Genomic DNA, 14,315 nt, shown 5'->3' with positions numbered 1-14,315 from the left:
CGTCGCCCGCGACACGACGGCTGGGTTTCGGGCCGGGCGGCGCACCGTTCCCCTGCACCCGGCGGCGGCCCGGGCAGGTTGCCGGGCACCTTGCCGGCGCCGGTGCGGGACACCCGCCCGCATCGGATGTCCGTCAACGGCCGGATCACGACGATCGTCCTTGCAGGCCCCTGGGGCCTGTGCCAGCATGCGATTTGCGCGATCGTGATCTTGGAACCGGCCGCGGTGCCGGTGAGCGGCCCGCGCCGATCTGTTGACGAGAGGTGCGACATTGAATTCGTCTGCCGACCCCGGGCAGCCCGTTCACACGACCCGGTCCGGCCCCTCCCACCAGCCCTCCGTACCCGCCCAGCCCGGCGGCGGCCCCTTCACCGACCCGGTGACCGCCCCGGCCGCCGACCCCGTCGCCGAGCGCTTCCACTTCCTGGTGAACGCCCCGGCCCTCTTCAACGCCGTCGTCACCGCCCTGGAATGGGACGTCTTCGGCCATCTCGCCGAACACCCCGGCGCGTCCTTCGAGGAGCTGTGCGCGTCCACCGGCGTACCGGCCCACTCCCTGCGGGTCCTCCTGCACGCCGTGTGCACCACCGGCCTGCTGGAACGGAACGCCGACGGCACGTACCACAACGCACGGGCGGCCACGGAACTGCTCGCACCCGACGGCCCCGACAGCTGGCGCCGCATCCTCACCGGCTGGAGGGAGATCTACTACCCCGCCTTCTCCCGGATGAGCGAGGCTCTCGCAGCCGGCACCAACACCGCGCTGGACGACTACCCGGGCGAGGGATCGACGCTCTACCGCCGTCTGGCGCACGACCCGCAGCTGGAGGCGGTCTTCCACCGCAGCATGAGCGCCTTCACCCTCAAGAGCCTCGATGCGCTGGTCGAGTCCGAGGAGTTCGCGACCGTTCGGCACCTCCTCGACGTCGGCGGCGGCGACGGAACCACCAGCGCGCGGCTGACCGCGCGGTACCCGAGCCTCCGCTCCACCGTGTTCGACATCCCGTCGGTCGCGCGGCTGGCGGCCGACGCCCAGGCCGGGGACCGCATCCAGCTGCACCCCGGCGACCTCTTCACGGATCCCTTCCCGGCCGGTGCGGACGCCGTGCTCTTCAGCCACGTGCTGGAGATATTCTCCGGCGAGCAGATCACGGAGCTGCTGGCGAAGGCACACTCCGTCCTCCCTTCCGGCGGAAGGGTGTTCGTCTACGGCTACAACGCCTCCGACGACGAGACCCGGGGATGGTACTCCGCGCGCCTCTCCCTCTACCTCAACGTGCTCGCCAGCGGCCAGGGAATGGCCTACCCGGCCCGCGACTACGAGGAGTGGATGCTCCGGGCCGGCTTCGGCGACGCACGGACGCTCACCGGCTACCCCTACGAGCACGGTCTGACCATCGGCACCAAGCCATGAGCCGGGGTCGCTTCCCCGCAGCCGATCCCGGGCCCCCCGCCACCGCCTCCCCCGTCCGCTACCTGGTCTGGCTGGCCACCCGCCAGCGGGCCAGCCTCGCGCTGGCCACGGTGTTCGGCGTGTTGTGCACCCTGGCACAGGCGCTGGTGCCGGTGGCCATCGGCCTCGGCATCGACCGGGGGCTGCTCCAGCGGGACCGGGGCGCGCTGCTGCTGTGGGGCGGGGCGGTGCTGTCCCTCGGAGTCTTCCAGGCGGTCGTGGGGATGCTGCGCGACCGGGCGTCGACCACCAACCGGTTCGGGGCCGTGTACGGGACCACCCAGCTGGTCGTCCGCCAGGCCACCGAACTCGGTGCGGAACTGCCCCGGCGTGCCTCCACCGGTTCGGTCGTCAGCGTCGGCGCCATGGACGTCGGCCACCTCGGCACCGCCCTGGAGGGCACGGCACGGGGCAGCGGTGCGGTCGTCTCGATCCTCTTCGCGTCCGTGTTCATGCTGGTCACCTCCTGGCAGCTGGGACTGCTGGTGCTGATCGGCGTTCCGCTGATCGCCGCCACCGTGGCCCGGTTGCTGCGCGTGCTGCACGGCCGCCAGCAGCGGCTGCGCGACGAGCAGGGCGCGCTCACCGACCTGTCGGTCGACATCATCGACGGGCTGCGCGTCCTGCGCGGCTTCGGCGGCGAGAAGGTCTACGGCCGCCGCTACCGTGACGGCTCCCAGGCCGTGCGCGCAGAGGGCATGCGGGTAGCGGCCACCGTCGCCGACATCGCCTTCCTGCGCGTGCTGCTCCCCGGGGCCCTGCTGGTCGCCATCGTCTGGCTCGGCGCGTACCAGGTCGGCACCGGCCGCCTCGAACCCGGCCTGCTGGTCGCCTTCTACGGATACGCCGTCTTCCTCACCGACCAGCTGGGGCAGGTCACCACCATGCTCGACCAGCTGACCCGGGCCACCGTCGCGGCGCGTCGGGTCCTGGACTTCCTGGGCCTGGAGCGGGAACTGCCCTCGGGCACCCGGCCGCTGCCGGACGGAGCGGACGACCTCCCGCTGCACGACCCCGACTCCGGCCTGACCGTTCCGCCCGGCCGGCTGCTCGCCGTGGTGTGCGGCTCGGACGAAGACGCCCGGACCCTGGCGGACCGGCTCTGCAGGTACACCGACTCGGCCGTCCGGCGCGGCGACACGCCCCTGGCCGCCCACCGGACCGACGACCTGCGCCGCCACGTGCTCCTGACCGACAACGACGCCACCCTGTTCGCGGGGCGGCTCGGCACGGAGCTCGATCCCCGCGACAGCCGGCCCGAAGACGCCGTTCTGCGAGCCCTGGACGCGGCCTCCGCCCGGGACGTCGTCGACGCCCTGCCCGACGGGCTGGCGCACGAGATCGCCGGCGGACGCGAGTTCTCCGGCGGGCAGCAGCAGCGGCTGCGTCTGGCCCGCGCCCTGCTGGCCGATCCGCAGCTGCTCGTCCTCGTGGACCCGACGAACGCCCTCGACGCCCACACCGAGGGCCGGGTCGCCCGCGGCCTCGGCCCGTACCGCGCCGGCCGGACCACCGTCGTCTTCACCACCAGCCCCATCGTCCTCGACCACGCCGACCGCGTGGTGTTCGTCAAGGACGGCAAGGCCGTCGCCGAAGGGCACCACCAGGGCCTGCTCGCCGACCCCGACTACCGTGCCGTCGTCACCAGGGAGGTCCCGGCATGACCGCCACCGCCGCCCCGCCCGCCGAACGGCTGCCCGTCGCCTCCCCCGAGGAGGTCCGGGCCCGGGCCCGGCGCACCATGCTCAGGCACCGGGGCGCGCTGGCCCGTTCACTGGCACTGCACGCGCTGGCGTGCCTCGCCGCGCTGGCCGCGCCCCAGCTGCTCGGCCGGATCGTCGAGGACGCGGCACGCGGAACGATCGCGGTCACCCCGGTGGCCCTCGCGATCTGCGCCGCGGTGGTCCTCCAGGCGGTCCTGACCCGTTTCGCGCGGCTGGCCTCCCTGCGCCTCGGCGAGACCGTACTCGCCGAACTCCGCGAGGAGTTCGTCGACCGGGTGCTGTCCCTGCCCACCCACACCGTGGAGCGGGCCGGGACCGGGGAGCTGGTCACCCGGACCACCCGGGACGTCGACGTCCTCGCCTTCACCGTGCAACGAGCCGTCCCCGACACCCTGGTGGCGGGCACCACCATCGTCCTGACCATCGGGGCCGTCTGCCTGACCGACCCACTGCTGGTGCTGCCCTGCCTGGTGGCCGTACCGGTCCTGTGGCTGTCCACCCGCTGGTACCTGAGGCGGGCCCGAGCCGGCTACCTGCGGTCGAACTCCTCGTACGCCCGACTGACCGACCACCTCGGCGAGACCGTGGCGGGCGCCCGCACGGTGGAGGCACTCGGGCTCCAGGGGCGGCGGCGCGGACGGACGGACACGGACATCGCCGCCTCCTACGAGGCCGAACTGCACACCCTGAACCTGCGCAGCATCTACCTGCCGATCGCCGACACCGGATACATCCTGCCGGTGGCCGCCACCCTGGTCATCGGCGGGCTGATGTACATCGAAGGGCTGGTCGGCCTGGCCGCCGTCACCGCCGCCACCCTGTACGTCCAGCAGGTGATCGGGCCCGTGGACACCCTGCTGTACTGGATGGACGAACTCCAGGTCGGCGGCGCGTCCATGGCCCGCATCCTCGGCGTGCGCGACGCGGCCGCCGCGGACACCTCCGGCAGGAGCGCCCAGGACACGACGCCGCGCCCTGCTCCCCGGGACGGTGCGATCGACGTACGGGGGGTGCACTTCGCCTACCGGGAGCAGCAGGAGAGCCTGCGCGGCATCGACCTGCGCGTACGCCCCGGTGAACGGCTGGCGGTCGTGGGCCCTTCCGGGGCCGGCAAGTCCACCCTCGGCCGGCTCGTCGCCGGGATCGACACCCCCGGCCGCGGCGACGTCGCCCTGGGCGGGGTGCCCCTGACCGAGCTGTCACCGGCCGCGCTGCGCCGCGGCGTCATCCTGGTCACGCAGGAATACCACGTGTTCCGCGGCACCCTGGCCGACAACCTGCTCATCGCCCGCCCCGACGCGCAGCCCGCGGACCTGGAACGCGCCCTGCGGGCCGTGGCCGCCTGGGAGTGGGCGTCGGCGCTGGGCCTGGACCACGAGGTCGGCTCCGGCGCGGCCGAGCTGTCCCCGGGCCGGGCCCAGCAGCTCGCGTTGGCCCGACTGGTGCTGCTCGACCCGCCGGTCGTGGTCTTCGACGAGGCGACCGCGCTGCTCGACCCGCACACCGCGCGCACGGTGGAACGGGCCCTGGCCGGGCTGCTCAGCGGCACGGTCGTCTCCATCGCGCACCGGCTGCACACCGCCCACGACGCGGACCGGGTGGTGGTGCTGGAGGACGGCCGGATCACCGAGAGCGGGACCCACGACGAACTGGTGGGCCGGGGCGGTGCGTACGCGCAGCTGTGGAAGTCCTGGCACGGGTGAGGTGAGGGCCGCCCGGTGGCCGAACGCCCCTCGCCCCACCGGGCCGCGGGCTCGTCCCACCGGGCCGCGGGCCCGGCTCACCAGGCCACGGGCAGCCGGTGGACCCCGTAGAAGCCCATGTCCTCGCCCAGCGGCACCTCGGACGGCGGCACGGCCAGCCTCAGGCCGGGGAAGCGGGCGAAGAGCGCGGGGAACCCGACCCGCATCTCCGTGCGGGCCAGGTGCTGGCCGATGCACTGGTGCGCTCCGTGGCCGAAGGCGAGGTGACCGGCGGCGGGGCGGGTGATGTCGAGGCGGTCGGGGTCCTCGAACCGTGCGGGATCACGGTTCGCGGCGGAGAGCGAGACCGTCACGGACTGCCCCGCGCGCAAGGTGTGCCCTTCCAGCGTGACGTCCTCCAACGGGGAGCGGGGCACCCCGAAGTGGAAGATGGTCAGGTAGCGCAGCAGCTCCTCCACGGCGTTCCCGGCCAGGGAGGGGTCGGCCGTCAGAAGGGCCAGCTGGTCGGGGTGGGACAGCAGCGCGAAGGCGCCGAGCCCCAGGGAGCCGGCCGTCGTCTCGTGCCCCGCCGACAGCAGCAGGGCGCCCGCGCCGGCGACCTCGGCGGTGGACAGATCGCCCCCGGTGACGAGCGTGCTCAGCAGGTCGTCGCCCGGCGCACGGCGCCGGTGCCGGGCCAGCTCGGTGAGGAAGGCGTCCAGTTCGGCCATCGCGGCTGCGGCTTCCGCGGCGGTCGCCTCGATCCTGAAAAGGGTGGCGCTGCTGCGCTGGAAGCCGGCGCGTTCGGAGTAGGGCACACCCAGCAGCTCGCAGATCACCAGCGAGGGGACGGGCAGCGCGAACCGCTCGACGAGGTCGGCCCGGCCGCCGAGGCCGGCCATCGCCTCCAGGTGCTCGTCGACGATCTGCTCGATCCGGGGCGTCAGGGCCCGGGTCCGGCGGGCGGTGAACCAGCCCATGAGGTGCCTGCGCAGCCGCGTGTGGTGGGGCGCGTCCATGTCGACCAGCCAGCCCGGCAGGGCGGAACTGCCGTAGAACGGGTCCGTCCCCGGCCGGGCCACCGGCACCCGCTTGAGTTCCGAGCGCGCGCTGAAGCGGGGGTCGGCGAGCACCCGGCGGGCCGGCTCGTGGCCGGTGACCAGCCATCCGATGTGGCCGTCGGGGTAGCGCAGGCGGCTGACCGGGCCGCGTGCGCGCATCGCCGTGAGCTCCGGGGGCGGGTCGAACGGGCAGGTCCGGTCCCGGGCAGTGGGGTGGGCCGGAACGGCCCGGCCGCTCATGACCGGGCTCCGGCGGTGGCCGCGGTGCCGGGCCGCGGCCCGGCGTGGGCCCTGAGGAAGGCGACGAGCCGCCGTACGCCCTCGTCGATCTGCTCCGGGTCCAGGTAGCTGCACGACAGGCGCAGCGTTCGGGTGCCTCCGCCGCCCGGATGGAAGGGGGCCATCGGGGTCCACAGGACGCCGTACTGCGCCGCCGAGGTCTCCAGGAGGTCCGTGTCCGCCGGCACCGGCAGCCGCATGCGCACGAAGAACCCGCCGCCGGGCCGGTTCCACTCCACCCCGTCCGGCAGGCCGGCGGCCGTCTCGCGGTCCAGCGCCCGCAGCAGGCGGTCGAGGTTGCGGCGGTAGAGCACGGATCTGGTCCGGCTCAGTTCGGCGAGCGAGCCGCCGTGCTCCAGCAGCATGCCGGCGATCAGTGCCTGGCACACGGGTGAGGTGTTGACCGTGACGGCGGTCTTCAGCCGCGCCAGTTCCGCCGCGAGCGTGACCGCGGAGCCGTCGGCGGTGCGGACGGTCTGGTCGGCGACGACGTAGCCGACGCGGGCCCCGGGGAAGCACACCTTGGCGAACGTGCCGATGTGCACGACCCGCTGTCCGGTGTCCAGGGCCTTGAGAGCGGGCAGTTCGGTGCCCGGGAGCGCCGTGAACCCGTACGCGTTGTCCTCCAGGACGAGGAAGTCCTCCCGCTCGGCCAGCTCCAGCAGCCGCGGACGCCGCCCGGCCGCCATACGGGTGCCGCTGGGGTTGGCGTAGTCGGGGGCGACGTAGCACGCCCGGATCCGGCGGCCGCAGCGGCGGGCCGTCCGACACGCCTCGGCCAGCGCGTCGACGTCGAGGCCGTCGGCGTCCTCGGGGACGGGGACCACCCCGGCGCCGAGCAGACTGGCGGCGCTGGTGATGCCCACGAAGCAGGGGTCCGAGACCGCCAGCAGGTCTTCGGGGGAGGCGATCAGGGCACGCAGCGCCAGGAACATCGCCTCCTGCGCGCCGACGGTGATCACCAGCGTGTCGGGGTCGGCGTCGATGTTCTGGTCGCGGCGGAGGGCCTCGGCCACGATGCCGTTGATCAGGCCCCGGGCGGGCCCGTACTCGTAGAGCAGCCGGGCCGCCCCGTCGGGGGTGCGGCCCGCTGCGGCCGCGTGGGCGGTGAAGCGGTCCAGGTAACGGGAGGTGTCCAGCCCGGCGTAGGGGGCCGGGTGCGGGGCTCCCGGGGCGAAGGAGAGGGCGTCCGGGTACCGGCTCATGATCTCGTTGAGGAAGCCGATCGACTCCAGCACCGGGTCCTGGAGCGAGGCGTGCAGGGCCTCGCGGGCGAGGCACGTCATGGGGTGGCCCGAGCGGAGCGCGCCCAGTGGCGCTCGGTCTTGGCCAGGACGTCGGGGCTGTAGATGCGGCGGGCCTGGACGACCGCGAACTCCGCCAGATACGTGCGCAGGAGGTCCACGGGCTCCTCGGCCAGCGTCAGCATGGCCCGGTTGGCGGCCACGGCCGGGGCGGCCAGGTCGCGTACGGCCCGCTCGGCGGCCTCGTCGAGCGCGGCGGCGGGCAGCACCTCGTCGACCAGCAGGGCCGCCGCCGGGTCGTCGGTGCGGATACGGCGGCCCGAGAGGATGATCTGCCGGGCCGTCCGGGCCCCGGTGAGCCGGGTGAGCCGCAGGTTGCCGAGGCCCGGGACGATGCCCTCGTCGGCGGCGGGCAGGCTCAGGAAGGCGCCCTCCTCGGCGATCACGCGGTCGAGGACGAGCAGGAGCTGCATGCCGCCGCCGATGGCGAACGAGTCGACGACACCCACCCAGGGCTTGCCCGCCGTGGCGGTGCGGCCGACGGCTGGATCGTCGCGGAGCAGACCGCGGGCCATCTTGTTGACGTACCCGAGCTCGCGGCCGAGCAGGAACTCGACGAAGGAGATCGCGCCCGAGCGCAGCTCCTTGAGGTTGATGCCCGCGCTGAAGATCCGCTTCCCGGCGTGGCGCGGGTGGGTCACGGGACCGCCGCGCAGGACCCCGACGCGTACGCGGTCGTCGAGGAGGGCGACGTCGACGGCGGTTTCCAGATCGGCGATGAGCCGGTTGTCCTCGGCGTTGAGGCAGTGCCCGTTGCGGAAGGTGACGTGGGCTGCCTCGCCCCGGCGTTCGAGCAGCACGGCGTCGAGCTCCAGCCGGTCCGCACGGCGGAACTCCGCCAGACGGGCGGCCGAGCCCGGGGCCGGGCACAGCATGCTTTCGATGAGGTGCGCGCCCGCGGTCGGGGACCGCAGCAGGGCCCCGAAGAAGATGCCCTGGTCGATCTCACGGCCTTCCTTGTGGGCCTGGAGGCGTCCCCGTTCCTCAGCGAGTTGGGCGGCGTCCGGCACCAGACCGGGGAAGCGTACGGCGGCCTCGGCGGCCAGGTCGGTGAGCCGGGGCCGCCGCGTGCGCCCGGAGGTGAGGCCGTCGTAGACCGCTTCGGCGTGGCGCGTGAGGAAGGCGTGCCGGGCCGCCCGGCAGCCCGCGTGGAGGCGCGCCGCCTGGTCCGACTCGGCTTCGGTGCGGGCGGGGCGGGGCGGCAGGAGGGCGAGCATCCGTTCGGTTTCGGCGGCGTGGCGGGCGAGGGCGTCGGCGTCGGCGGCGAGGTCGCCACCGAAGCCGGGGGCGCAGGCCGAGAGGTCCTTCTCCTGGTGGCTCGCCCGGTTGCTCGCCTGGTCGCTCGCCCGGTCGCTCACGCGGGCTCTCCCGCCGTGCGGCCCGGCTCCGCGGTGGCCAGGCGGCGCAGTTCCCGGTCGCAGGCGGCCAGGTGGGCGCCGAGCGCGTCGTCGAACTCCAGGCTCTGCGCCTCCAGCAGGAGCTGCCGGCGGATGGCGAGCTCGCGGTCGGAGATCCGGCCCATCAGCACGGTCGCCGTGTGCGCCGCCTCCTCGGTGTCGTCCGTGATCTGGTCGATCAGGCCCAGTTCGCGGGCCCGGCCGGCGTCGATGTCGTCGCCCCACAGCACGATCTGCCGGGCGCGGGCCGCCCCGACCTGCTGGGAGATCCGGTAGACGGCCATCCCGGGCCAGAAGTGACCGTCGTTGACCGGCGCGAGGAGCCGCAGGTCCGGGGCGCCGATCCGGTAGTCGCTGACCAGCAGCAGGTCGAGGGCGGGGCCGCCGCAGGCCCCGGAAGCGACGGCGATGCTCATCGCGGGCAGCCGCTCCAGCCTCCGTACGGCCCTCTCCCAGCGATTGATCTGCTGGATGTCCACCGGGCCCGGCCAGGACCGGGCCCCTGCAGGGGCGTCCGGCAGCCGCAGGAGCACCACCGAGCGGTCGGCCCGTTCCTCGGCCCGGTCGCAGGCGTCGTTGACGGCGGCGGTCAGCTCGGGCAGCGGCTGCCCGGCGTCGAGCTGCAGTGTGACGCGCAGCCCGTCCGAGGTGCCGTCGTCCGCGTTCTTGGCCGTGCCTTGCGCCGGTCCGCCCTCCGCGGGCAGCGGCGGCATGTCGTGCGTCCGCATCGCAGTTCCCTTCGTCGTCATGCCACGTCCAGGTCGTGCCACGTCATGCCGTGCGGGCCCGGGGGCGGTGGGTCACCACCGCGCCAGCGCCATCTCGATCGTCGATCCGGGCCCCATCGTCATCAGCACGCCCAGGTCGCCCCGCCGTACCCCGCCTTCGGACGCCAGCCGCTGGTAGGAGAAGAGGAAGGATCCGCTCGACAGGTTGCCGTGGTCGCGCAGCACGCCGGTGGTGTGCCGTACGTCGTGCCGGGTCAGCCCGAGGTTGACCCGCACGGAGTCCACGACCTTCTTGCCCCCGGAGTGCACCACCCAGTGGTCGATGTCGGAGGTCAGCAGCCCGGTACCGCGCAGCAGCCGCTCCAGCGCCCCCGGCGCGTGGGCGCCGACGACGTACGGGACCTGCGGGTCCAGCCAGAAGCTGAACTTGCCGTGCCGGTCGTCCCAGTCGTAGCGCATGGCGTCGACGGCGTCGGGGATGATGCGGCTGGAGAAGCGGAGCAGGGCCGGCGCGAGCGTCCTGCCGGTGTCCTGCCCCCCGTCACCGGGTGCGGTGACGGCGACCGCCGCCGCGCCGTCGCCGAAGAGGCTGTTGACCACGGAGGAGCGCATGGTGCCGTCGAAGACGTACGCCGCCGAGCACACCTCCACGCACACCAGCAGGGCCAGTTCGCCGGGGTGCGAACGCGCCCAGCCGGCAACCGCGTTCAGGGCGTTCAGACCGGCGTTGCACCCCATGCCCACGACGTCCAGCCGCGCGCACGAGACGTCGATGTCCAGCTCCTTGATGAGCAGGGCGGAGAACCCGGGGGTCAGGAATCCCGTGGACGTGACGCAGCAGAGGTAGCGCACGTCCGACAGCCGGGCGCCGGCGTCCGCGAGGCAGTTCTCGATCGCTCGGCGGCCCAGTACGAGGCCGTGTTCGGTGTGCTTGCGCAGCAGTTCGCCCTGCGATTCCACCACCGGGGAGCCGTCCGGGGCGAGGCCGGGGAGGGTCAGGCCCCGCCGCTCGATGGCGCTGTTGAGGAAGACCGAGCGGACACGGGGATCGGTGACGGCCAGCAGGTCGAGCAGCTCGCGCTGGCTGTAGCTGGTGTCGGGGACAGCCGTGCCGACCCCGGCGAGTCGGGCGGCTCCGGCGTCCGGTCGGGTCATCCGAGGTAGTCCTCCGGGCCGCCTTCGCGCACGGTGTCCAGCGTGAAACAGTGGAAGCCTCCTCCGAACAGCCGCCGGTGCCGGTGCCGGACCGGGACGACCGTGAACCGGTGCTTCTCCAGGGTCCGCACCAGCTCCGGGCAGGCTTCGTTGACCAGGACGGTGTCGGGGCCGGCGGACAGCACGTTGAGATCTATGAACGGGCTGGTCAGCACCAGGTCCTCGTCCTCGTAGCGGGGGAAGTTGTCGGTCTCCGGCGCGGGCGCGACGATCCGGTCCCAGCGCCGCAGCGCCTCGGGCAGCCTGTCGGCGACGGCCTCGGAGCGGACGAGCAGCGTGCCGGGCCGCAGCGCCAGGACCATGCTGTCGATGTGGCTGTCGCTGAGCCGGTGCACACGGTGGATCCGGAACCGGTCCCCCACGTGGCGCTCCAACCAGTCACAGGCCAGGGCATGGTGCGCGGTGGAGACGTTGACCACGAGGTCGCGGCCGAGCCGCAGGACCTGGGCGCCGTCGAACATCATCTCGATGCCCACGTCGTAGGGCGACGGGCTCGGCGTGCCGATGGGTTCCGTGGGCCCGCCGACCGTGCTCTCACGGGCGTAGTCGAGGTCGAACGACGCGTCCGTCATCAGGGGGCGCGGCATCACCGTCCAACGGGCGCCCTGCGCGAAGTACCGCTGGAAGACCGGCGTGAGGAACTGGGTCTCGAAGTAGCGGGAGCGGATCATGGGCGGAGTCTCGATGATCTCGTCGCCCAGGATCAGCGTGTTGTCGCGGATGTTCAGCGGCGGGACGACGGAGGCGGACCAGGCGGGCGTCCGTATCTCGCTGGTGCCGGCATCGAGGTCCATCGGTCGGTGCACCGCGACCCCGAGGTCGGTCAGGGCCGCGGCGATGCCTTCGAGGTCCTCGACGAGCTCGTCCACGTAACGCTGCTTGATGGGCACCCGGCCGCGGCGCACGCCGTCCTGGTCGGTGTCCCCTGCCTTGGCCCCACTGACCGACAGCCGCGGGTAGTACCACTCGGACCGCGAGGAGTTGTCGCCGGCGATGTTGTCGTGGAAGAAGAGGTCGAAGGACAACTCCCGCTCGTGCGACGTGTAGTTGGCCGCCGAGCCGACGACCACTTCCTTGAGGGTGGACCATTCGTCGAAGCTGTTCAGCGTCATCGTGAGCTCCATCGATCGCTTGGTGTGCGCCACCACCGAACCCCGTCGGCTCCGACCAGCCCGGACCGGGTTGTCGCGCTCCCCAGCGTCGGCGCGGTGGCGATCAGCGGCAAGGGGCTTTCGCCGCAGTGGCCGTTTTTCGGTCTCCCCCCGTGAGGGGCGTCCCCCGTCCGGCACGCAGAGGGCGGGTGCGCGCGTGTCGGAGGAATATTCCTGGTCAGTGTGGTCACGCGACCGGCGGAACGGGATTCCTCAGATCTGTTCACGACGGCAACGGGGCATTCGCGAGAAGTGTCTGGATCCATTCACGGACCACCCTTGTGAATGTGATGTGAGTCACACTGACCATCCGGGCGGCGCCCGGTGTGCTTCCATCGGATCCGGCGAGGCCCCCGGCCGACAGGGCGACACCGAGAGCGTCCTTCAGGGCCAACAGCGCTGATTCCCGACGGATTTCCCCCACCGCAACAGGTTCCCCCGACTCTTTCGGAACCCAGGCCTTCCGCACGCCGGAGCCCCGACAACCGGGTTTCTTCGCCCAGGCGGCCCGGCCCGTACCTCCCGCCGCGCACGGCACGACGACGGCGCACGCCGGGATCTCGACCTGTGTGCGCTTGCAATGCATCGCATGCCGCGCGCCGCACGCTCCTGCGCATGCGTCACCCCTTGCCCCCCTTCCCGCACACGGACGACGAGGTGGACACACAGACATGCCCCGGCTCCTGATCGGTAACCGACCGAGTGACGACCTGGTGGGAACGTGGGGCAAGCCCGCCATGGGCTGGTGGGCCCAGCGCCTGCTCTGGTTCGTCCGCGACGGCGACGTCCTGGTGCTGCCCGAGCCCCCGGACGAGGCGTTCCTGTCCTACGTCACCGGACTGACCGGCACGGACCGCACGAGCCTCACCCTCGTGGTCCGGCCGGCCGGGGAGCGCCCCGGGGACTGGCTGCTCGACCCCGAACTGGCGGAGCGAACCAGGCAGGCCCTGGCCGGGCGGCCCGTGGACGGGGTTTTCGCCCTCTGCCCCAACGAGGCGGTGGTCGAACTCGCCAGGGCGGTCGGCGTCGAGGAAGCCGTGCCCGGCCACGCCTTCCTCGACCAGGGCGGCGCCCTGATCGCCGACAGCAAGGCGGTCTTCCGCACGCTCGCCGCCGGCACCGGCCTGCCCCTGCCCGAGGGCGGGGTGTGCGCCAACCAGGAGAGCGCCTACCGCCTGATCACCCGGCTGCTGTCGGCGAACCGGCCGGTGATCCTGAAGAAGGAGTTCCTCGCGGCCGGCAACGGCAACGAAGTCCTCACCCTCACCGAGGACATCAAGGTGAACGGCGCCGGCCGCACGGTCCTCCTGAACGATCCGCGGGAAGCGGTGCGCATCTACCTCAACGAGCGCTGGGACTGGCTCAGCGAGGGCCGCCGCCACCGGGTGGTCGTGGAGGAGTACCATCCCGGCAGCCGGGGCGTCTTCGCCGAGTTCTGGATCGGGGACGAGGAGATCGAGCTCGGCGGCCAGGGTGAGATGGTGGCCGAACCGGTCGCCGACCACTCCTACCTGCCCGCGCCGGACCTGGCGCCCGACCAGGAAGCCGCGCTGATGGCCGGCGGGCGCAGGCTGTGCGAGGTGCTCCAGGCGATGGGCTACCGCGGCGTGCTGAGCGCCGACGCCATCATCGTCACGCGCGGCACCGACCCCGTCGTCCTCTTCACCGAGTACAACGGACTGGTCACCGGCTCGACCCACGTCTACCACCTCGGCAAGCGGCTGGCCGGAGCGGACTACGCCCGCGACCGCCTGCTGGCCGAGTACGTCTCCTGGCGCGTCCCTTCCTTCGCGGAGGCCCGCGAGCACCTGGACAGCGAGGGCATCGCCTACGACCCGGCCACGCGCACCGGCGTCGTGCTGCTGAACTCCTGGCGGGACAACCCGGGCGTCGTCCCCTACTGCCTGATCGCCGAGGACGTCAGCGCCGCGGAGCGCCTGAAGGAGCGGCTCAAGCAGGCCCCCGGGCCCTGAGCCGCCGCCACCCCACAGACCAGTCCGCGGACGGGTCGACCCCTGCCCGCGGACCGGACACCACACCGCCGCACACGGAGAGGAGTGAAAACCATGCAGAAGGAGTTCGAGGACTTCATGCGCCAGTACGAGGCGTCCCGCGCGCGCCTCAACAAGAGCGAGTCCCAGTAAGGGACTCGCACCGGGCCCCGACAGGGGCCCGGTAGCACCGTCACTCCGGCCGAGGGCCGGACCGTTCGTGGGGGGGGGGGACCAAGAAGGACCCCCCACACGAGACCCCCCCCCCCCCCAAGAACCCCCCCCCCCACGGCCCGGAACACAAAACCCCTCCCCCCCCCAGGAGGAAAC

The 14,315-nt window shown here is 73.1% G+C and carries 10 protein-coding genes; 4 read left to right on the top strand and 6 right to left on the bottom strand.

The window, feature by feature from the left end; all coding sequences use genetic code 11:
* Nucleotides 1–271 precede the first annotated feature (271 nt).
* Genes ACZ4VL_RS16865 through ACZ4VL_RS16855 form a run of 3 tightly spaced genes read left to right on the top strand, consistent with a single transcriptional unit; the run spans nt 272 to nt 4,880 of the window.
* Nucleotides 272–1,414 (top strand): methyltransferase, encoded by a 1,143-nt coding sequence (locus tag ACZ4VL_RS16865; protein WP_468200251.1) that lies wholly within the window; start codon nt 272–274, stop codon nt 1,412–1,414.
* Entirely contained in the window at nt 1,411–3,117 is a 1,707-nt protein-coding gene (locus tag ACZ4VL_RS16860; protein ID WP_468200249.1) for an ABC transporter transmembrane domain-containing protein, read from the top strand. The genes ACZ4VL_RS16865 and ACZ4VL_RS16860 overlap by 4 nt, the downstream gene beginning before the upstream one ends.
* A complete protein-coding gene (locus ACZ4VL_RS16855) occupies nt 3,114–4,880 on the top strand; it encodes an ABC transporter ATP-binding protein (protein ID WP_468200247.1) in 1,767 nt (588 codons plus the stop codon). The genes ACZ4VL_RS16860 and ACZ4VL_RS16855 overlap by 4 nt, the downstream gene beginning before the upstream one ends.
* Before the next feature lie 77 nt (nt 4,881–4,957).
* Here the strand turns inward: ACZ4VL_RS16855 and ACZ4VL_RS16850 are convergent, their stop codons facing one another.
* The 6 genes from ACZ4VL_RS16850 to ACZ4VL_RS16825 all read right to left on the bottom strand — a co-directional run bounded on the left by ACZ4VL_RS16850 (nt 4,958) and on the right by ACZ4VL_RS16825 (nt 11,955).
* A complete protein-coding gene (locus tag ACZ4VL_RS16850; protein ID WP_468200246.1) occupies nt 4,958–6,160 on the bottom strand; it encodes a cytochrome P450 in 1,203 nt (400 codons plus the stop codon).
* Nucleotides 6,157–7,485: an aminotransferase-like domain-containing protein gene (locus ACZ4VL_RS16845; protein WP_468200244.1), complete on the bottom strand. Its 1,329-nt coding sequence runs from the start codon at nt 7,483–7,485 to the stop codon at nt 6,157–6,159. Before ACZ4VL_RS16845 ends, ACZ4VL_RS16850 begins: the two co-directional genes overlap by 4 nt.
* The gene (gene dpgC, locus ACZ4VL_RS16840; RefSeq protein WP_468200366.1) at nt 7,482–8,708 is read right to left on the bottom strand and encodes a (3,5-dihydroxyphenyl)acetyl-CoA 1,2-dioxygenase DpgC; all 1,227 of its coding nucleotides are present in this window, start codon (nt 8,706–8,708) and stop codon (nt 7,482–7,484) included. The genes ACZ4VL_RS16845 and dpgC overlap by 4 nt, the downstream gene beginning before the upstream one ends.
* A 149-nt stretch (nt 8,709–8,857) precedes the next feature.
* Nucleotides 8,858–9,628 carry an enoyl-CoA-hydratase DpgB gene (gene dpgB, locus ACZ4VL_RS16835; protein WP_468200243.1) on the bottom strand — a complete coding sequence of 257 codons (771 nt, stop codon included), beginning with the start codon at nt 9,626–9,628 and terminating at the stop codon, nt 8,858–8,860.
* A 72-nt stretch (nt 9,629–9,700) separates the two neighbouring features.
* Nucleotides 9,701–10,783, bottom strand: a complete 1,083-nt coding sequence (dpgA, locus tag ACZ4VL_RS16830) for a 3,5-dihydroxyphenylacetyl-CoA synthase DpgA (protein WP_468200241.1) — start codon at nt 10,781–10,783, stop codon at nt 9,701–9,703.
* Nucleotides 10,780–11,955 (bottom strand): glycine amidinotransferase, encoded by a 1,176-nt coding sequence (locus ACZ4VL_RS16825; RefSeq protein ID WP_468200240.1) that lies wholly within the window; start codon nt 11,953–11,955, stop codon nt 10,780–10,782. The genes dpgA and ACZ4VL_RS16825 overlap by 4 nt, the downstream gene beginning before the upstream one ends.
* Nucleotides 11,956–12,665: 710 nt before the next feature.
* On the opposite strand from ACZ4VL_RS16825, the gene ACZ4VL_RS16820 reads away from it, so the two are divergent.
* Nucleotides 12,666–13,967: a preATP grasp domain-containing protein gene (locus tag ACZ4VL_RS16820; protein ID WP_468200239.1), complete on the top strand. Its 1,302-nt coding sequence runs from the start codon at nt 12,666–12,668 to the stop codon at nt 13,965–13,967.
* Nucleotides 13,968–14,315: the final 348 nt, after the last annotated feature.

This window comes from Streptomyces sp. NPDC029014 (assembly GCF_055564695.1).
This window is presented reverse-complemented; position numbering and strand designations above follow the sequence as displayed.